Here is a 19,634-nt window from a genome sequence, read left to right on the forward strand (position 1 = left end):
CTCACCTATCTGCATTCAAGTTGTAAAAATTGGATTTTTTCTAAGGCAAGATCCACATTTAATGCTGTTTGGCACTGTTCGACAGCACTATTGCCCCATTTAGCACGTAGTTGGCTACGTTCAGGTACGCCATTTAAGAAAACTTCACCATCATTGGCTACAATCCCACTTGAAAGCACTTGGTCATCTTTATAAATCTCAACTTGGGTACCAAATGGCAGTGGTGTTCCGTTGTAGTGTAAGTTTGCAAGTACTCGAGCGCCTTTTCTTGCTTTGAAATCGGCTAAGACAATTGCTCCTTTGGTTGGAATAACGGTTGTTGATATTAATTCAACATCGTTATTACCCGTTAAAGAAGAGGGATCAACCGTCACTTTATTACGTTCATAACGTGAAACATTCGGAATAACGGCATAGCCTTGTGCATTGGTATAAAGGCTTTGCGCGTTACTGACTTTTAAGTTATCAATATCTTCTGCTTTAATTAAAATAGCAGAATCGTAAATGGTGCGAGAGGAGGTGATCCCTCCTTGATGAACCAAAAGTGCACCCGTCGCGCCCCAATTTATTGATTGATAGCGTTTGTCGTAATTGTAACCTGCACTAATCTCGCCTCCAGAAGCACTGTAGTTGCCATTAACAGAGCCACTGTATTCTTGACGAGAATGATTGTAGTTTTGTGAAATATCATATTGCAGGTTGTTATCTTTTAACTGTGTACCACTTAAACTCACTGAACTAATAGAATCACCTTGTTTGCTGGTGTTATAGCGATAACTTAACCAGTTGTTATTCTGAGCAATATTAAATGGAAGACTAAAGTTAATAGATAAAATCTGATCGGCTAATCCATTTTCTTGACGCTTGTTATAGGCATAAGAGACGCTATAACTTAATGCACGATAATTTGAATTAAAACTCACATTTACATTGCGATCGACTCTGTCTTGATACCAATAATATTGTTGATAACCATTTAATGAGAGATAGCCCATATCTCCTAAAGATTGCGATACAGATAACTGAAACTGTTTTTTCTTACGATAGAGATGAGAAAATCGCTCATTAGCCGCTGAGAAATCGTAATAATCTTTTGTTGAATAGCGATAAGAAGCTAATGAAAAACCCGTTTTGGTATCAGGTAAATATTTTGAGTATTGAACACGATAAGATTGTCCTTGGGCTTCATTGTCATTTATTAAGGTTGTTTTCGCGTGAGTAATGTCCGCAGAAACGGCACCCAAATAGCCAAGATTAATCCCAGTACCTAATGCATAAGCTTGATAATCAGCAGAGATTAATGTGCCACCATAAATGGAAAAATTGTAAGGAAGCCCATAAATAGCAGAGGTTTGAAAGAAATTAGGTTTTCTTGCTGCTGCGTCTGCATGATATTTACCAATATCTACACTGTATTTTAAGCTACCCGCGCGTTGCATCATGGGAACAGCAGAAAAAGGTTGTGAAAAGGTACGGGTTGTTCCATCGGCTTCTTCGATCGTAACTTGTAAATCACCGCTGTAAGAAGTGGGATATAAATCTGAAATAGCAAACTCACCTGGTGGAACGGAGGTCTGATAAATAATGCTGTTATTTTGTCGAACGGTGACAACAGCATTACTTTGCGCGATACCTCTGACGATGGGAGCAAATCCACGTTGGCTTTGTGGCAACATGCTTTCATCAGAAGCTAATTTAATACCACGATAAGGAATACTTTCTAATACATCATTATCAGAAGCGGTTTCACCTATAGTTAAACGACTTTTTAAACTACGAATATCTCGTTCAACATAAGTCTGTAAGCTATTCCACTGAGATGAATTATCACTGTTTTTATTGTAGTTACTGTGGTTACGTAAACGCCAAGCGCCCACGTTAACACCACTACGTAATCCTAAGAAAATAGAGTTACTATTATTTTGGTCACGATACCAATACTGATTTTGACGATAAGTGTAATTTACAAAGGCAGCATTTATGCCATCGTTCCATTGTGCTGGTGGAATATAGCCTTGCCCATAATTGTATAAAGCAATTTGTGGTATAGAAAACGACAAACGTGCTCGTGAAAAATCATACTCATACTTTGCATTTGGAATAACGCTAGCAATATCGGTAACTGTTGATGTACTCGCTTGCTGGTTAAATTGCGAAGTTGCAGACTCTTTTACTCCCCAATTTAATAAATCTTGTTTGGTGAGCTCTGGCGCTAGTGTCTTTTTTTCTTCATCAAAAATAAAACGGACTTGGCGATTATCGATTAATTTATTATTGAGATAAATATCAACAGAATAGATACCAGGAAGTTGTCCTCCAGTATAAGAAAAATAATCAAGGCTATTAATATCCGCGACCTGATTTTCTATTCCTAAATTGAGCGCATCAGGATTAAATTGCTCTTCAGCAATGACCTGATAAGGAAATAAAATAGAGGCTATCGCCATGGCAAGTAAACAGTGGCGATAGAGATTATCAGTAGGAAATACCGATAATCGTTTTGTAGGTAATGCGATGATGGATAAAGTCATAACTCTACACTCTTAATTTAATACTTTATCTACAGTTGCACCGTAGTCATTAATAAACTGCACAGTGACTTTCTGAGCAATTGGACTCTCTTTAAGTAATACGACTTCTTGATAAGGGTTAATTAAAGGGTCGTAAGGGTAGCGTTTGTCATCAATAAAAATATGTTTGATCGTGAGGTGATAAGGTGTTTTGTTGTTAAGCACCAAGCCTTGGCTTTGTTTTGATAATTCGACGTTATTAAAGTTAAGTGGCTCAATATCATGGGAGCGTAAAAAGAGTTTAAATTGAGAATTAATGACGAGTTGCAATTGATTCTCAGGGCTCTTTTCAACAGGTGGGATTGATTTTATATTAAGCCAATAGACGACTTCAGTATTGGAATTTAACGGTTCACCAGTATAGGAAATACGCGCAGTTCCTGTTCCATCAGGCTCAATACGAAAAAGCGGTGGTGTTGCAATAAAAGGGGGTTTTTCTGTGCCTTGAAAAGCAGAAACCCAACTTTGGATGAGATAAGGTTTTTCTTTATCGGTATTTAGAATAGGAATGCTTATTTCACGAGCATTATCGTTATAAACAAATCGAGTTCCCCCCACACTTACTCCAGCAGCATGGCTTACCGTTATGAGAGAAAATAATAAAAATAGAGTTAGAAAAATATTCTTTTTCATAAATGGCGCCACAAAGTTAAGGGAAATAAGAGGGTAATAAGGATTACCCTCGTTTTTATTATTTATATTGGATGCTATAAACAGCAGATCCATTTGCTGGGCCTGGTGTTGCTTGGGCTGTTGCTTTGTAACGTGCAACATAATCTAAGTTAATTTCAGTTCCTTTGATTTCGACTTCTTTTGAATCGTCATATAAGTTTATTTGAGATACGGCATCTTTTTCAAACAGAGCGATACCCACATTTGTCGCGCCACCAGAGACTTGGTCAATGGCTAAAATATCGCTATCAATTGCATCACGAGTCCCGCCAAAACGGACAGCGACTGTCGTATCAACAGGACAATCAATTAGTTTAATAGTGAAGTCTTTAAGGCCAGCAACTTCACCTTTAGTCGCTAAACTTTTTGATGATACTTTTCCTAAATCTACGGTTAGATTTTTAGAAGAACTATCCACAGTACAGGCTTGATCTGTTATTTCTCCGGTAAAATTAATTGTGCCCGATGCAAAAGCAGCAGGTGCAGAAAGTAGAGAGAGACTCATCCCTAATAAATAGAGAGATTTATTTAATTTGCTCATGAACGGTCCTATATAAAAAGTAATTATCTTTACTTTTTAATTTATTTATAAGTATAGATTTAAGTATTGGTTTATTCGCATATAAAATATGCCAATAAAATATAACATCACGAAAAATTTAAGTTAATAAAGATTTACATGAGTTTTTTTGTCTTTATATCAAATTATTTAATGTTCGTTTTTAAAATTAAAAATAATGTTTAATTAGTCACAAATTAAATCTTGGTATAGTCATTTATTATTTATTAAAGATAATAAATTTGTTATATCTCCTGTTGAAAATGAATTTTTATTCAAATAAAGATAGAACTTATATTCTTTATCTTCATTATGTATATTTAATTTTTTAATCGTATTTTTATTCAATTCTTCTTGAACAACCGTTAAAGGAAGTCGAGAATAACCAAGGCCTTGCTTAACAAAGTTTATTGCTGTTTCCACAGAGCCAACATGAATAATTTGGTTATTATGATCGGCATCTGAGCTGTTAGCGAGTAAAGAAATATAAGTATGTTGTTGTAATTCCTTTGATAATTCATCATGTTGTAGATGTTGTAAAACACTCTTAGGATGTGTTACTAACACTGTTTTAATACTTTCTAAATCAATGGGTTGCAATGATTTTATATTGTAATGTGTTATCACCAAATCTTGATCTTTTTGTGCTAAAAAATCTGATTTACTAAGCGCTGTTTTATGAATATTAATATCATAGTGTTTATTGTCTTTAATAAATTGAGAAATTTTATTCCAGAAAAGACCTGAAATATATAAAGGATCTATCAGTATGTTTATCTTTAACTTATTGTTAAATAAAAAATTTTTAGCCTCTTTTTCTAATGAAATCGCTTTTTCAGTAATTTCTCTAGAGAGTTCAAGTAATACTTTACCTTCATGAGTAAGTACCGCTCGCCTTTTCTCTAAAGAGAGGATCTCAACGCCTAAAGTCTGCTCTAATTTATTGATAGTATAGCTAATTGATGATTGTGTTCTATGTAATGCATCTGCGGCCTGAGCAAAGCCACCGTAGTCAACGACAGCTTGTAAGGTAATCCACTGATCGAGAGTCGTTCGGGATTTTTCCATAATGGAACCTTTATATTATTGTTTATTTAATACTCATTAAAAATGAAGCTAGCAATATATCTTAGCATTGTTAATAGGTAGTAATACTCATTTTAAAATCAAGTTTAAAAAATATTAACATTATAATCTGTAATGTCATCTATTAATAAGTAATACAATTCTAAGAAAAGTATTTATTATTTTTTATTTGAAGATTTTTATTTTATAAATTAGACATGTTTTTTTTATTCTTTTTCGTTAATTTTTTCCATATAACTAAAAGGTGTTACTTGGAACAATAAGTAATATCTTCTATTTATATTATTGTTGATGTTTATTCATTTTTTATTTTTAATTTAATTTTTTATTAAGTTATAGATTTTAATTTAAGTATGTTTTAAATTTTATTGTTTTAAAATAATCGTGAATTTATTATTTATAATTATTTTTCTTTTTATTTTTTATCTATTCTTATTCATTCTTAGCATTAAAACTTAGAATGTTAAATATTTTATATTTGATTTAAGGTGATTAAAGTAAGATAAATAAGACTGCCTTTAACGATAGTTGCTGTTTATTAATCCAAATTAGACTATTTTTTAGTGCTAAATATCGATATTCAGAAGTGTTCTACTATGTAAAGCTATTGGCATTTTAAATACTGATGTTAAGTATTGTACGCTATAAATGACTTAATTTATTTAACTTAGGGAAGGAAAATGATCGGTTAGCGATAATAATTTAAAAGCTAAAAACCAACAAAGAGTAATTTCTACTCATTTAAGGAGTGTAATTAAGTATAAAAACGTAATGACATGATTTAGATCAATAATTGTAAGCTGATTTTATTTAGGAGTCCGATTCCGTTAACAGAGCGGTAAAATAATAAAGGTAAGACAAAATATATTTCACCTTAAGGTAAATTAAATACCTTATCCAAAATGACATTTTATTTTCTGGATAAATTGGTCATTAGTTAGAAAAATATACCGTATTAAAAATATTTTCCTGAAAGAATAGTGAGCTTTTTATGATGCTCACTTTATTATATTCATACTACTATCGAGTGGTAGATAGTTTCTTTATGTTATTACTTATCAATTTTATTAAACAAAAAATCAAAAAATAATTTGTTTTTTTTCTAGAAATAAGAGGCTAAGAAGAAAATGCGGATTAATTTTATACAATCAATAAGCTATAAGAGAAACAGCTACACAGAATAGAATGAAAAAGGCGTCAGAAAAGGGGATGAAAGGAATGAGGAAGAAAAGAATAGAGCCATTACCTTTCTTTTTTTTCAAGAAGATAATGGCTTTTTATCAAATAAATTGAAGGGGGATTATAACCCACCGACTTCTCTAGGTGTTGCTCGCATTGAGCTACGAATTGTATTACCCATCATATCCACTCTTGCTTGGAATGGTGGGAATGGTAATGGGATACCATGTTCTGCAAAAGCTAAGAGAATATTTTGATGAATTTCATGTCTCGCTGGCATTCTATGCCCCATCTCTGCGGCATAAACACGTAATTCGAAAATCTGAATACCTTGTTGTAAATCGACTAAATAAACCTCAGGTGCTGGGTTCTCTAAAATCATCGTAGAGCGTTTTGATGCTTCTAATAAGACATTGGTGACGTGCTCACTGTTGCAGTCTGCGGGGGCAGGAATGGTCATCACAATACGGGTAACAGAGTCCGACAGAGACCAGTTAATAAATTGTTCTGTGATAAAGGCTTTATTCGGTACGATAATCTCTTTTCTATCCCAGTCGGTCAACGTTGTCGCTCGGGTGTTGATCTTAGAAATATTCCCCGTCAAATTACGAATGGTTACGGTATCACCAATACGGATCGGTTTTTCAAATAAGATCATCAACCCTGAAATGATATTGGCAAAAATTTCTTGTAAACCAAAGCCTAACCCAACCCCCATTGCTGCGACTAACCATTGTAATTTTGACCATTCAATCCCTAATAAAGAGAAGCCTACAATACTACCAATTAGAGTGATGCTGTATTTAGTCATGGTAGTAATGGCATAGCCTGTACCTGGCGTTAAATCTAAATGTTGTAAAATAGCCAGTTCAAGTAAAGCGGGTAAGTTTCTCACCAATTGCGTAGTGATAATAATCACAAGGATCGCCACTAAAATAGATCCCATGGTAATAGGTTGTATGGTGTTAACTCCATTCACCGATGAGGTTACATCCCAAAGACGAATATTATCGACAAAGGAAAATGCAGTGTTTAATTCAGACCATAATAAGATCATCGACACTAATGCAATCATAGTCAGAATAGAGCGAACTAAACCAATAGATTGCGCACTGATTGCATCAAGGTCTATTTCTTGAGCCTCTATTTCTAGCCCTACAGTACTCTCACCGCTACTGCCTACTATGGTATTTTCATCTTCGCCTTTTGCACGTTGGGCGAGAATTTCAGCCCGTTTCTGTTTAGCTCGTTCAAAGGCTAATTTACGACGTTGAATAAGCATCCAACGTTGAATAATGTGATAGATAATCAGTAAAGCAAACCAAATTGCTACTGACATTTCTAAACGGCCAAGCAAGACAATCGAGGTAGAAAGGTAACCTAAAACAGCGGCTAAGCCTGCAATAACAGGAGCAAGAAGTAAGAACCACCATAAGATAGTGTTTATTGCATTATCACCAGATCCATGTTTATCAAGATAAAGGGGAACATGGGCTTTTTTAAGACTGGAAGTAATAAAGCTTAGGGCGATACAGAGTAGCAAGAAACAGAAGCGACCAACGGTTGGTGCAAATTCTCTATCACTATAATATTCAAAGGTAATTAATGACATCATCAGCGGGACGATGACAAAAATGGAAAGCTGGTAAAAACGCATTGCTTTTTTGACTCTACTTTCTTTCCATTTAAATTGAGCAATAAATAAACCGTTATGACGTGCGAAGGTTGCACTGATCATAAATAGCCACAACACGGGAGCGGCCGCCGTTACACCATAGCCAATTGCGCCAGCCATTGGATAACGCCATTCAACACTTTGTAAGCCATAACCAACCGCAGACCATAACAGAGGTAGCGGAAGTGCAATTAAAATAGACCAAAATACGGTGCGTATTGTCAGTGAAAAATGATCTTGAGTGACTTTACCAATACGGTTACTGACCCTTTCAAGAAAGGCGTTGTAGTGCTTTCGAGTACGAAGGCTAAAACCAACAATTGATAAGGTAACAAACAGGAATAGAAACGTATCTTGGTTTTTAAGCATGCTAACAGCTGCATGGCCTAATTGTGAAAAGGTATCTAACGAAAGTAACCGAGTGATATCTTTGACTAATAAAACCGGATAATTGAATTTGATAGGGCTGATATCGGCAACCCAGAACATATAACGGTTTGTCGCGTCTTTTGTTTCTTTTAAAGCATCCGCTAATTGTGTTGTGGCAACTTTCAGTTTTGTTAACTCAAGAATTTGAGAATCATAACCGGATAGCAGAGAATTTAATAACTCATGGCGTGCTTGGATAAGAGAATCAAAAATATATTGCTGAGCTTCAGGCAATTTAGAGCCATCGGCAGTTTCTGGTGGCTGGATCTTACTTAAGTTTTCCAGCATATCCTCATAACCTAAACGCTCAACACGTAATTGAATAATATCTCTATCAAGTTCTTGTGAACGAGGCATTTCAGGTAAACGAGAAAGTTGTGTTCTTAGTGCTTCACCTAAGGCTGTTGAGCCACTTAACCATTGAGCTTGCTCTCGAATAGTTGTTAGTGTTTGGCGGACTTGTTGTGTTTGTTGGGTGGTGATGCGCTGTTTTTCTGATAGCTCACTCATTTCCTGAGTTTGTTTATTCAGGATCTGCGAAAGTTCACGATTAGTTTGGATCTGTTTTGTCAGAAACTCAGGTAATTCGCCACCTTGTTCTGCTAACATCTCTGTTTTTTCTAACGCAAGATCAGCGACTTCTTGGCGTTTTATATTCAATAAACTACGTAATTGTTGTAGTTGTACATCAAGGCGTTGATAGCGTTTTTTAAATAGTTCTAAGCGAAGACGTGCTATTTCTTGGCGATTATTCGCTGATAGCTGTGCCATTTCTAGCTCATTAACCATCGCCTTACGAGCTGTTACTTCAGCTTGAGTCAGCTTATTTTGAGCTTCTGTTAACGGTGTTGTTGATGCACTGACAGAGGCAAGCCTTGCTGTTGCGTCACTCAATAAACGACGTGCTTCCGAGAGTTGTTGAGGCAATAAATTTAAAGACTCACTGATTTCACGGCTTTTGTCTTGTTCTTGCTGTTGAAGCCTTGCTTGCTCCATTAATTGGCTACTGACTTGAATAATTTTCTGTTCTAAATCAGGAATGCTAATTTTTTCTGGGATAGTTGGAACTGCGTGACTTTCTTCAAGAAGCTTAGTTCTGAGTTCTTTGGTGATCTCTGGATAATCATCAATGGTTTTTTGATAGTTGTCTGCATTTTTTTGCGCTTTTTCACCATCATTAATCCAGTTGATAGTGCCTTGTAGCGCCTGAACAGCCTCAATATCTTGAGGATTAGTACTTCCTTCAAGTTGTTTAATATCTTGACGTAATTTCTCTACATCTGCTGATATTGCAGATGTGCTTAACGAAAAAGTCAAAAAGAGCGAGAAGAAAAGACTGATTATCAGGCGCACAAAGGTTACTCCGAATTACGTATTATTCACTGATGGCGTTAGCGTCATTGCCAGCAACATTGATGATGGAACCTAATTGTTCCCCCATTAATGTAACGGAGCCATTCATAAGATCTTTATTCAATTGAACGGTATTTTCAGGGAAAAGGTTGATGACTGTTGAGCCTAACTTAAATCGGCCCATTTCCTCACCTTTTTTCAAGAATATCGCTCCTGCTTTGTCTGCTTGAGGATAAGTCCAACGTTTAATAATACCTTCACGAGGCGGTGTTACCATGCCACACCAAATCGTTTCAATACTACCGACAATAGTTGCACCTACCAGAATTTGTATCATTGGACCAAATTGTGTTTCAAAAAGACAAATAATGCGTTCATTACGTGCAAATAAGTTTGGTACATTGGCCGCCGTTAATGGATTAACGGAGAAGAGATCACCAGGAACATAAATCATCTCTTTTAATAAACCATCGCAAGGCATGTGAACACGGTGGTAATCGCGAGGCGAAAGATATGTCGTAATAAACTGACCATTACGGAACTTATCTGCCAACATAAAGTTACCTGCGAGTAACGCTTCAAGAGTGTAATGATGTCCTTTAGCTTGCAGAATTTGATCGTCTTGGATAAGACCAAGTTGGCTGACAGCACCGTCTGCTGGTAATGCAAGTTTGTCATCACCTTCAACAATAGGACGTACGCCGTCTTTTAAAGCCCGGATAAAGAACTCATTGAATGTTGAATAAGCTTGGAACTGGCTGTCTTTCGCTTCATTCATATCGACTTTATAGGCTTTTGCGAAGGCTTTGATAACAAACTGGGTGATTGCACCCGCTTTTTTGTTTGCAAACCAACCTGCTAGCTGTGTGAGCCATAATTTAGGCAATAAATACTGTAGTTTAATTTTTAGCTTGTCCAAAATGGCAACCTCTGGGATTAAACGATAAAAAATAGACAAAAGGGGTCTATTGTACCCACCCTTAATAGGGTTGTCAGTGAATCAATTATTAAGAGTCTAAATTAATGTTCTTACGAACTTTCACCTGACTCATACTTTCTAAAATACGATGGTAGTTTTCAAAGCGTGTTTCTGATATTTCACCCTTCTTTACGGCTTCACTGATTAAGCAACCCGGATCGTCTAAATGTTTACAATCGCGGAATTTACAACCACCAAGGTACGGTCTAAATTCAACAAATCCTTTTGTCACTTGATCAGGCGTTAAATGCCATAAGCCAAATTCACGGACACCTGGAGAATCAATCACATCTCCGCCTTGTGGGAAATGGTAAAGACGTGATGCGGTTGTTGTATGTTGCCCTAAACCAGAGTTATCAGAGACCTGATTAACAACAATACTTTCTTCCATCGGTGGTAGTAGCGTGTTAAGTAAGCTTGATTTACCCACACCAGACTGCCCAGCAAAAATAGAGATACGGCCGATAAGTTCTTGCGTGAGCGCATCTAGCCCTTCTTTAGTATAGCTAGAGACTTCAAGGACACGATAACCAATGTCTTTATAAGTCTGCATCCATTCACTAACTGTCTTACGACTTTGTTCATCTAACATATCGATTTTATTGAGCACAATTAGAGGTTCAACATTTAACGTTTCGCAAGCGACAAGGTAACGGTCGATAATATTTAAAGACAACTCAGGCAAAATGGCGGAGACAATAATAATCTGGTCAATGTTTGCCGCAATAGGTTTAATTCCATCATAATAGTCAGGGCGTGTTAGCACAGAGGTACGCTCATGTACCGCTTCAACGATACCATTCACTCGGACATTTTCTTGTATTTGTAGCGCAGGGCGCCACACAACTTTATCACCTGTCACTAAGGATGAAATTGTGCGTCGGATATTGCATCGAGTAATCGAGCCGTCAGTTGCTTCAATATCTGCATGTTGGCCAAAACGGCTAATGACTAAACCTTCGGACGCTTCGCCTAATTGCGTATCGTCTAATTCAACGTGGTTTTTTTTCTCTTTGCTCTGCAAACGCTTTTTATGGTTTTCTTGTACTCGACGTTGCTGGCCTTTAGATAATTTACGTTTTGTCACCGATCCTCACTTGTATTATTCGGTTAGATGTTCTTCTGTCGTGCTTATTGAGTAAACGCGCTATGATAAACGCTAAAATATCATGTCTCACACTTAGAAACAGCTAGGATATATTATGTCAAAAAGCGAGAACAATCTGATCTGGATAGATCTGGAAATGACCGGTCTTGATCCTGAATGTGACCGTATCATCGAAATTGCCACCATTGTGACAGATCCTCAACTTAATATTTTAGCCGAAGGCCCAGTAATTGCTGTACACCAATCGGATGAACAACTGAGTTTAATGGATGAATGGAATACTCGCACTCATACTGGTAGTGGTTTAGTTGAGCGTGTGAAAGCCAGTCAATATGATGATAATTCAGCACAAAAAGCGACAATTGAATTCCTAGAAAAATGGGTGCCTAAAGGGGTATCACCTATTTGTGGCAATAGTGTGGGCCAAGACCGACGTTTTTTGTACCGTTATATGCCAGAGCTAGAGCAATATTTTCACTACCGCTATCTTGATGTCAGTACATTAAAAGAGTTGGCGCGTCGTTGGAAGCCTGAAATTTTAGACGGTTTTAAGAAAAAGAATACTCATCAAGCATTAGATGATATTCGTGAATCTATTGCAGAGCTAGACTATTATCGTAAGACCTTTATTAAAGAGTGAAAAATGTGCACTCATGATTGATATTGCATCATTGTGATGATTTTATCAGCATGCAATCAAAAAAACGCATTTTTTTGTTGATAAGGGCTTGCGGTTAAGCATTTTTCTCGTATAATGCGCTTCCCGTACCGATGAAGAATTTTATTTGTACGGGTGTAAGAAAGATGCGGGAATAGCTCAGTTGGTAGAGCACAACCTTGCCAAGGTTGGGGTCGCGAGTTCGAGTCTCGTTTCCCGCTCCAATCTTTCTTAGACGATTGTTAGTAGTGTTATGTGATGCGGGAATAGCTCAGTTGGTAGAGCACAACCTTGCCAAGGTTGGGGTCGCGAGTTCGAGTCTCGTTTCCCGCTCCAAATCTTTTACTAACTATTGTCAAAACTTACCAAATGCGGGAATAGCTCAGTTGGTAGAGCACAACCTTGCCAAGGTTGGGGTCGCGAGTTCGAGTCTCGTTTCCCGCTCCAAGTTTTTCTCTTCTGTTTCAACAAATCTTACTTTTAATCCCCATAAAGAAAATTTTAAGTTTTTCCTCTCGCTTTTTTAAATATCGACTACACTGTTTTAGGATCATAAATTAGGGAATTTTACTTAATACACGTAAAGAGAGTGTGAGTGATTATTGTGCAAAAAAAGAAATGTCGTTAATGCATGTAAGATCAAGCTATTTTTTTGTGATCTATCTTTGATCTTTGCTTGCTTTTCTATTTTGACGGCACTAGAATGTGCGCCTTTCCTCATTTAAGGGGGAAATAAAAGGCAAGATCATTTTTTCGGTTTTAGGCCTTTATTCTGTTAAACATGCATTGAATAGTATTTTAGAAAAAAGAAAGGGTTTTAGGCGCTTTTCTTTAAAAAAATGTAATAAATATTCTACTATTCTTAAAATCTTCCCAAATTGATTTATCCACAGTGAGATGCTAATAACCACCGCATCTAAGCACTATTTATTTTTTTACTGCACAGAGTTATCCACAGATACCTATCATTAAGTGATAAGGATATTATTCTCTTCAATAAATCAATTGGATTTTATATCTATTTGATAATTCAGTTTATTTTAATTTTTTTGAAAATTGAGTCTTAGTTCGCTTGAATTTTTTTTTCATGTTGATAGGCAAGGGGTTTTTATTTTATTCACAGGTGAAATTAAAGATTACTCGTTATATGTTTATTATGTTAAAAACTAAGCATCTCTCGGTAAGCCTTTAGTTATTGCTCTTACTAGACGTTTTTGTTGTGAAGTCTGTATTTTCACCTCTTTTTCATTTCGTTTTGCTGTCTGCTGGGCAATTGCCCAATTCAAATGTTCATCTAAAACATCACTTAATCCAAAGCGCTCTTTCAAGGCAAGTATAATTTTATCTTGATAAGGCGCATTTCCTAACGCCACGCTAATATTTCTAATCCAGCGTAAGTAACCAATACGACGGATCGGCGAACCTTCTGTTATACGAAGAAATTTTTCTTCACTCCATTGAAAAAGATCGAGTAATTCAGGTGTATGAAGTGCTCGGCGGGGAGAGAAATCCTCTTCATCTGTCAATGATGAGAAGCGATTCCAAGGACAAATAAGCTGACAATCATCACAACCATAGATGCGGTTACCCATTAATGGGCGAAATTCTTCAGGGATCGCGCCATCAAGCTCAATTGTAAGATACGAAATACACCGCCGTGCATCGATAGTATAAGGCTCGACAATGGCGCCAGTCGGGCACGTTGTCATGCAAGCGACACATTTACCACATTGTTCTTCGACAGGGCTATCTGTGGGTAAAGGCAAATCGATAAGTAACTCACCTAGAAAGAACCAAGAGCCAGCTTGGTTGTTGATAACAAGTGAGTGTTTACCAACCCAGCCAAGTCCAGCTTTAACCGCTAAAGGGCGTTCCATTATAGGTGCTGAATCAACGAAAGGACGAAAATTGACGATCCCTTGATATTCATATTGTTGGCAATATTGAGTAATTTTTTCGCCGAGCTTTTTAAGACGCTGCCTTAATACTTTGTGATAATCCCGACCTAGTGCATAGCGACTAATATAGCCTTGTTCTGGATTATTTAATGTTCGTGCGAAAGCGGCATCTGTGGGAAGGTAATTCATTCTCACGCTAATAACCCGCAATGTGCCAGGCACAAGTTCATGAGGTCTTGCACGCGTCATACCATATTTCGCCATCCATGCCATTTCGCCATGATATTGTTTATCTAACCAAGCTTGTAAGCGAGGCTCTTCAAGTGATAAGTCAGTATCACATATCCCAGTTTGTTGAAAACCTAGCTCAGAACCCCATAATTTAATGTTTTGAGCGAGAAGATTAAGATCGAGTGATGACATGAATAAACCGAATCAATAGGTAAGAGGTGAGTCCTAAGAGCGCGCAGTGTATCATAGTGAGCCAGTAGGAAAAATCCGCGCAATAAATAGATTTATGGTATGGTTATTTGATAGTTATTTCGATAACTATTTGCCTTAAGAGAACATATAAAGCTTGGTATTTGAGGTTATCCAACGATCTCTCTTTATTAAGCCGTTATAACTTAACAATAGATTATATAAATATGAAAGAATGGGTTGTTACATTAGAAGATGAAGCGGCAACAGTTGAACTAGGGCGTACTGTTGCAATGGCGACTAATCATAGCGGATTGATCATTTATTTATATGGCGATCTTGGTGCTGGAAAAACAACCTTTAGCCGAGGCTTTTTGCAAGCGCTTGGTCATCAAGGGCATGTTAAAAGCCCAACATATACATTAGTTGAGCCTTATATGCTTTCGCCGAATCCTGTTTATCATTTCGATCTTTATCGTTTAGCATCGGCGGAGGAGCTGGAATTTATGGGAATACGCGACTATTTTGAGCAAGACGCGTTATGTCTTATTGAATGGCCATCACAAGGCGAAGGCTTTTTACCTAACGCCGATTTAGAACTTCATTTAAGCTATGAAGATGAAGGTCGAAAAGCGCGTTTTGTTGCCCTTTCACAAAGAGGGAATACTGTTTTATCCCATATTCAGTCTGCATAAAGGAATATTGATTATGTCGAGTCTCATCACCATTGTGAGTCAAAGTCAGCGCTATGTTGTTGCCTTTCTGTTGGTTGTTTTGTCTTTATTTTTTGTGCAAATAGCACAAGCCGCTACTGTGACAGAAGTAAAAGCAGAAAACGGTATTTCAGCAACAACCCTCACATTCTCTTTTAGTGGTGGGAAGCCTAGCTATCGATATTATTCATTAAAAAATCCTGACCGTTTGGTGATGGATTTTAAACAGAGCACAAAAATTACAGGGTTGCCTGCAACATTAGGCAATGGGCAGTTAGTTCATAAAATTCGTGCAACGCAATCAAAAGATAGCCAATACCAAAGTATGGTCGTGGAACTTGCCCAGCCAGTTGTTGTGACTGAAAGTCTAATGAATGTAAGCGGTGATTATAAGTTAGCGCTTACTATCAAACCAATGAATGCTCGACAAAATAATCACTCTCAACCCACCGTGAATGTGGTCGCTTTAGCGCCGACAACAATGACGGCGTCAGCCTCAAATATAAATAGAGAAATGGCGCCTTTAACCATGACACCCAAAACAGAGATTGCCCCAGTTGCTCCTATTGTGAAACCACGTACCACTCCATCAAAACCACAAGCGGGCTCTCGTCAAATTATTATTGCGATAGATGCAGGTCATGGTGGGCAAGATCCTGGTGCGATAGGCCAGAAAGGTAATCGTGAAAAAGATGTCACTTTAAGTGTGGCAAGAAAATTAGAAACTCGTTTACATAACGATCCGATGTTTAAACCGGTATTAACTCGTAATGGTGACTATTTTATTTCCGTTGCTGGACGTTCGGAAGTTGCCCGTAAGCAAAATGCGAATATGTTAGTTTCTATCCATGCAGACTCGGCCCCTAATCGCAGTGCAAGAGGCGCTTCTGTGTGGGTGCTTTCTAATCGTCGAGCAAACAGTGAATTAGGTAAATGGCTTGAACAAAGTGAAAAGCAATCTGAATTACTTGGTGGTGCAGGTGATGCTTTATCTGATGGGGCTGATCCTTATTTAAGTCAAACGGTACTTGATTTGCAATTTGGTAATTCACAGCGTGTGGGTTATGACGTTGCTGTTGCTGTGTTATCTGAGTTGAGAAAAGTTGGGTCTTTGCATAAAAAGACACCAGAACATGCGAGTTTAGGCGTGTTACGTTCACCGGATATCCCTTCAATTTTAGTTGAAACGGGTTTTATTAGTCATGCAGCTGAAGAGCAGTTACTGATTTCTGATGCTTATCAAGAAAAACTTGCCGCTTCTATTCATGCGGGTTTAAGAAATTATTTTCTGGCTCATCCTTTACAAAATGCACCCAATTGATTGAGTAAAAGGGAATAAAGGTAATGGCGATAAATTTATTACCTCCTCAGCTTGCAAATCAAATTGCCGCAGGGGAAGTTGTTGAAAGACCTGCATCTGTGGTCAAAGAGTTACTCGAAAATAGTTTAGATGCAGGGGCGACTACAATTGATATTGATATCGATAAAGGTGGCGCCAAACTTATCCGTATTCGTGATAATGGATGTGGCATCAATCGCGATGATTTGAAGTTAGCACTTGCTCGCCATGCAACTAGTAAAATATCAAGTCTTGATGATCTTGAAGCCATAATAAGTATGGGATTTCGTGGAGAAGCATTAGCCAGTATTAGCTCTGTTTCTCGTCTAACGCTGACCTCACGCACACAATCTCAAGATGAAGCGTGGCAAGCTTATGCAGAAGGCCGAGATATGGCCGTTACCGTTAAACCCGCAGCTCATCCTGTGGGGAGTACGGTTGAAGTCCTTGATCTGTTTTATAATACGCCGGCAAGACGTAAATTTTTACGCACTGAAAAAACAGAATTTGCACATATTGATGAAGTGGTTCGCAGAATTGCGTTATCACGCTTTGATGTCTCTATTAATCTTACCCATAATGGCAAACGTGTTCGCCAATACCGTGCAGTAAAAGATGAAAGCCAGCAAAATCGCCGTCTGAGTGCGATTTGCGGTAATAACTTTGTCAATCAATCGATGCATTTATCGTGGGAACATGGTGATTTAGCGATAAAAGGTTGGGTAGAACACCCCTTATCATCAGTGCAATGCAGTGACATTCAATATTGTTATGTGAATGGACGAATGATGCGTGATAGGTTGATTAATCATGCTATTCGTCAGGCTTATGATGGGTATTTGCAAGGAGAACAACAGCCTTCTTATATCCTCTATTTGAGCGTTGATCCTCATCAAGTGGATGTTAATGTTCATCCAGCTAAACATGAAGTCCGCTTTCATGAATCACGTTTAGTGCATGATTTTATTTATCAGGGGGTGTTGAGTGTTTTACGACAAGCCACACAGACGCCTTTATCACAGACTTTAGATGAAGAAGATAATGAAATTGCGTTGAGTTTTCCTGAAAATCGTCAAGTAGCAGGTGAAAACGTATTTTCACAGCCTTATCAAACACCCACTAGTCAAAACGCCTCTAATAGAGTTCAGTCACATCAAGTTAATGAACGGGATACTCATCATCAAAAACAACCTCGCCAATTCGGTGAAAATCGTCAGTTTGGTGAAAGCTATCAACGCACACAAGGCGCGCTTTATCAAAAAATGATGCAAGAAAGTGCTTCTACATCAAACGATAAAGAAAAAATACCGTTATTTCCTGAACGTGCCCCATTGAATTTAGATGAAATCGTTCATACAACTAATAATATTGAAGACGATGTGATTTCGGTGATGCCTCGTTCTGTCAATGCGAAAGAAGGGCAAACTGATTATACTTTTGGGCGAGTATTGGCAATTTATCAGCAGAAATATGCGTTAATAGAATCTTCACAAGGTCTTGGGCTGTTATCATTGGAACAAGCTGATTTTCTGTTAAAATGTGCGCAATTATTGCCTAAAGATGAAATATTGAAGCCCCAACCTTTGTTAGTGCCTTTAAAATTAGCATTAAGTAAAGAAGAAATTAATGTATTCAATCAGTTTCACGCATTAATCAGTGATTTTGGTATTACTATTGAAATTTTACAGGGTAAAGCAACAATATATGCAGTACCGTTGCCTTTGCGTCAGCAAAATTTACCTGTGTTACTGGCCGCATTATTGGCGTATTTATCGATTGAAAAATCATGCACAAAACAACAGCTTGGGCAGTGGTTTGCAAAACAGATAAGCGCAGAGCAAGCAACATGGTCACAAGCTCAAGCTGTCGGGTTATTGGCAGATATTGAAAGACTTTGTCCTCAATATGTCAGACAGCCAGCAAAAAACTTATTACAATTAATAGAATTACAATCGGTGGTAGCGGCATTAAATAATGAGTGATGTAAACACACAAATAAAACCTAAAGCTATTTTTTTAATGGGGCCTACAGCGTCAGGTAAAACAGCATTAGCAATAGCACTAAGACAAAAACTACCTGTAGATATTATTAGTGTGGATTCTGCTCTTATCTATCGTGGGATGGATATTGGAACAGCTAAGCCAGATGCGACAGAGCAATCGCTTGCGCCACACCGGTTAATTGATATTCTAGACCCAGCATTACCTTACTCAGCAGCAGATTTTCGCCGAGATGCATTAAGTGCAATGGAAGAAATTACAGCTGCTGGGCGAATTCCACTATTAGTGGGTGGGACTATGCTATATTTTAAAGCGTTACTTGATGGCCTATCGCCTTTACCTAGTGCCAATCCAGAGGTTCGTGCTGAAATAGAGAAAAAAGCAACGGAGAAAGGATGGGAGGCGATACATAAAGAGCTTGCATTAGTTGACCCCGTTGCTGCGCAACGAATACATCCTAATGATCCTCAACGGCTTTCTCGTGCGCTAGAAGTTTACCTGATTTCAGGTAAAACAATGACAGAGTTGACAAAAATATCAGGCGAATCTTTGCCCTATGATGTTTATCAATTTGCGATTGCTCCGAAAGATAGAAATGTTCTTCACCAACGCATTGAAGCACGTTTTAAACAGATGTTAACGTGTGGATTTGAAGATGAAGTAAAATTATTATATGAACGGGGTGATTTGCATGAAGATTTACCTTCTGTACGTTGTGTCGGTTATCGCCAGATGTGGTCATATTTATCAGGCGAAATAGATTATGATGAGATGGTTTATCGAGGGATCTGTGCTACCCGGCAATTAGCGAAACGACAAATCACCTGGTTAAGAGGCTGGAATGATATTCACTGGCTTGATAGTGAAGATCCGAAACAATCTCTTGACACTGTTTTGCAGGTAGTTAGTGCATAGATGGTAGGTTTGTGTAAAATTGATAGTTGCTAAAGCGCAATTTTTGAGTAGTTCATTTTTCGAACCAATTGGGTTCTAAT

At 37.6% G+C, this 19,634-nt stretch carries 13 protein-coding genes and 3 tRNA genes; 8 read left to right on the forward strand and 8 right to left on the reverse strand.

Annotation, left to right across the window (positions count from 1 at the left end):
* Positions 1–5 precede the first annotated feature (5 nt).
* From LG402_RS01150 to rsgA, 7 genes are all read right to left on the reverse strand, one after another.
* Positions 6–2,531 carry a fimbria/pilus outer membrane usher protein gene (locus tag LG402_RS01150; protein WP_227336295.1) on the reverse strand — a complete coding sequence of 842 codons (2,526 nt, stop codon included), beginning with the start codon at positions 2,529–2,531 and terminating at the stop codon, positions 6–8.
* A 12-nt stretch (positions 2,532–2,543) separates the two neighbouring features.
* Positions 2,544–3,203 (reverse strand): molecular chaperone, encoded by a 660-nt coding sequence (locus LG402_RS01155; protein ID WP_166540271.1) that lies wholly within the window; start codon positions 3,201–3,203, stop codon positions 2,544–2,546.
* A gap of 58 nt (positions 3,204–3,261) precedes the next feature.
* On the reverse strand, positions 3,262–3,783 hold the full coding sequence (locus LG402_RS01160) for a fimbrial protein (RefSeq protein WP_166540272.1): 522 nt from the start codon (positions 3,781–3,783) through the stop codon (positions 3,262–3,264).
* Between the two features lie 231 nt (positions 3,784–4,014).
* Positions 4,015–4,869: a LysR family transcriptional regulator gene (locus tag LG402_RS01165; protein WP_227336296.1), complete on the reverse strand. Its 855-nt coding sequence runs from the start codon at positions 4,867–4,869 to the stop codon at positions 4,015–4,017.
* A gap of 1,318 nt (positions 4,870–6,187) precedes the next feature.
* A complete protein-coding gene (mscM, locus tag LG402_RS01170; RefSeq protein ID WP_166540274.1) occupies positions 6,188–9,523 on the reverse strand; it encodes a miniconductance mechanosensitive channel MscM in 3,336 nt (1,111 codons plus the stop codon).
* A 22-nt stretch (positions 9,524–9,545) separates the two neighbouring features.
* Complete coding sequence (gene asd / locus LG402_RS01175) at positions 9,546–10,442, reverse strand: archaetidylserine decarboxylase (RefSeq protein WP_109410176.1); 897 nt, start codon at positions 10,440–10,442, stop codon at positions 9,546–9,548.
* 88 nt (positions 10,443–10,530) lie between these two features.
* A complete protein-coding gene (rsgA, locus tag LG402_RS01180) occupies positions 10,531–11,589 on the reverse strand; it encodes a small ribosomal subunit biogenesis GTPase RsgA (RefSeq protein ID WP_166540275.1) in 1,059 nt (352 codons plus the stop codon).
* A gap of 115 nt (positions 11,590–11,704) precedes the next feature.
* Here rsgA and orn point away from each other — a divergent pair, with 115 nt between their 5' ends.
* From orn to LG402_RS01200, 4 genes are all read left to right on the forward strand, one after another.
* Positions 11,705–12,250 carry an oligoribonuclease gene (gene orn, locus LG402_RS01185; protein ID WP_166540276.1) on the forward strand — a complete coding sequence of 182 codons (546 nt, stop codon included), beginning with the start codon at positions 11,705–11,707 and terminating at the stop codon, positions 12,248–12,250.
* 166 nt (positions 12,251–12,416) lie between these two features.
* A tRNA-Gly gene (locus LG402_RS01190) sits at positions 12,417–12,492 on the forward strand.
* 36 nt (positions 12,493–12,528) lie between these two features.
* Positions 12,529–12,604: transfer RNA gene (locus tag LG402_RS01195), tRNA-Gly, on the forward strand.
* A 35-nt stretch (positions 12,605–12,639) separates the two neighbouring features.
* Positions 12,640–12,715, forward strand: a tRNA-Gly gene (locus tag LG402_RS01200).
* Between the two features lie 719 nt (positions 12,716–13,434).
* On the opposite strand, the gene queG is transcribed toward LG402_RS01200, so the two are convergent.
* Complete coding sequence (gene queG / locus LG402_RS01205; protein WP_166540277.1) at positions 13,435–14,589, reverse strand: tRNA epoxyqueuosine(34) reductase QueG; 1,155 nt, start codon at positions 14,587–14,589, stop codon at positions 13,435–13,437.
* A 224-nt stretch (positions 14,590–14,813) separates the two neighbouring features.
* On the opposite strand from queG, the gene tsaE reads away from it, so the two are divergent.
* Genes tsaE through miaA form a run of 4 tightly spaced genes read left to right on the forward strand, consistent with a single transcriptional unit; the run spans position 14,814 to position 19,554 of the window.
* Positions 14,814–15,281 carry a tRNA (adenosine(37)-N6)-threonylcarbamoyltransferase complex ATPase subunit type 1 TsaE gene (gene tsaE / locus LG402_RS01210; RefSeq protein ID WP_072069608.1) on the forward strand — a complete coding sequence of 156 codons (468 nt, stop codon included), beginning with the start codon at positions 14,814–14,816 and terminating at the stop codon, positions 15,279–15,281.
* A 13-nt stretch (positions 15,282–15,294) separates the two neighbouring features.
* Positions 15,295–16,620, forward strand: coding sequence for an N-acetylmuramoyl-L-alanine amidase (locus LG402_RS01215; protein WP_227336297.1), 1,326 nt, complete (start codon positions 15,295–15,297; stop codon positions 16,618–16,620).
* A 23-nt stretch (positions 16,621–16,643) separates the two neighbouring features.
* Entirely contained in the window at positions 16,644–18,620 is a 1,977-nt protein-coding gene (gene mutL, locus LG402_RS01220; protein ID WP_227336298.1) for a DNA mismatch repair endonuclease MutL, read from the forward strand.
* Positions 18,613–19,554 carry a tRNA (adenosine(37)-N6)-dimethylallyltransferase MiaA gene (gene miaA / locus LG402_RS01225; RefSeq protein ID WP_227336299.1) on the forward strand — a complete coding sequence of 314 codons (942 nt, stop codon included), beginning with the start codon at positions 18,613–18,615 and terminating at the stop codon, positions 19,552–19,554. Before mutL ends, miaA begins: the two co-directional genes overlap by 8 nt.
* Positions 19,555–19,634 lie beyond the last annotated feature (80 nt).

Source organism: Proteus sp. NMG38-2 (genome assembly GCF_020640995.1).
Lineage (GTDB): Bacteria > Pseudomonadota > Gammaproteobacteria > Enterobacterales > Enterobacteriaceae > Proteus.

Bases quoted from the DNA above. Each gene is read 5' to 3' on its own strand.
- LG402_RS01150 (WP_227336295.1), bottom strand. From the start codon at position 2,531: ATGACTTTATCCATCATCGCATTACCTACAAAACGATTATCGGTATTT.
- queG (WP_166540277.1), bottom strand. From the start codon at position 14,589: ATGTCATCACTCGATCTTAATCTTCTCGCTCAAAACATTAAATTATGG.
- LG402_RS01215 (WP_227336297.1), top strand. From the start codon at position 15,295: ATGTCGAGTCTCATCACCATTGTGAGTCAAAGTCAGCGCTATGTTGTT.
- LG402_RS01165 (WP_227336296.1), bottom strand. From the start codon at position 4,869: ATGGAAAAATCCCGAACGACTCTCGATCAGTGGATTACCTTACAAGCT.
- mutL (WP_227336298.1), top strand. From the start codon at position 16,644: ATGGCGATAAATTTATTACCTCCTCAGCTTGCAAATCAAATTGCCGCA.
- orn (WP_166540276.1), top strand. From the start codon at position 11,705: ATGTCAAAAAGCGAGAACAATCTGATCTGGATAGATCTGGAAATGACC.
- LG402_RS01160 (WP_166540272.1), bottom strand. From the start codon at position 3,783: ATGAGCAAATTAAATAAATCTCTCTATTTATTAGGGATGAGTCTCTCT.
- LG402_RS01155 (WP_166540271.1), bottom strand. From the start codon at position 3,203: ATGAAAAAGAATATTTTTCTAACTCTATTTTTATTATTTTCTCTCATA.
- miaA (WP_227336299.1), top strand. From the start codon at position 18,613: ATGAGTGATGTAAACACACAAATAAAACCTAAAGCTATTTTTTTAATG.
- tsaE (WP_072069608.1), top strand. From the start codon at position 14,814: ATGAAAGAATGGGTTGTTACATTAGAAGATGAAGCGGCAACAGTTGAA.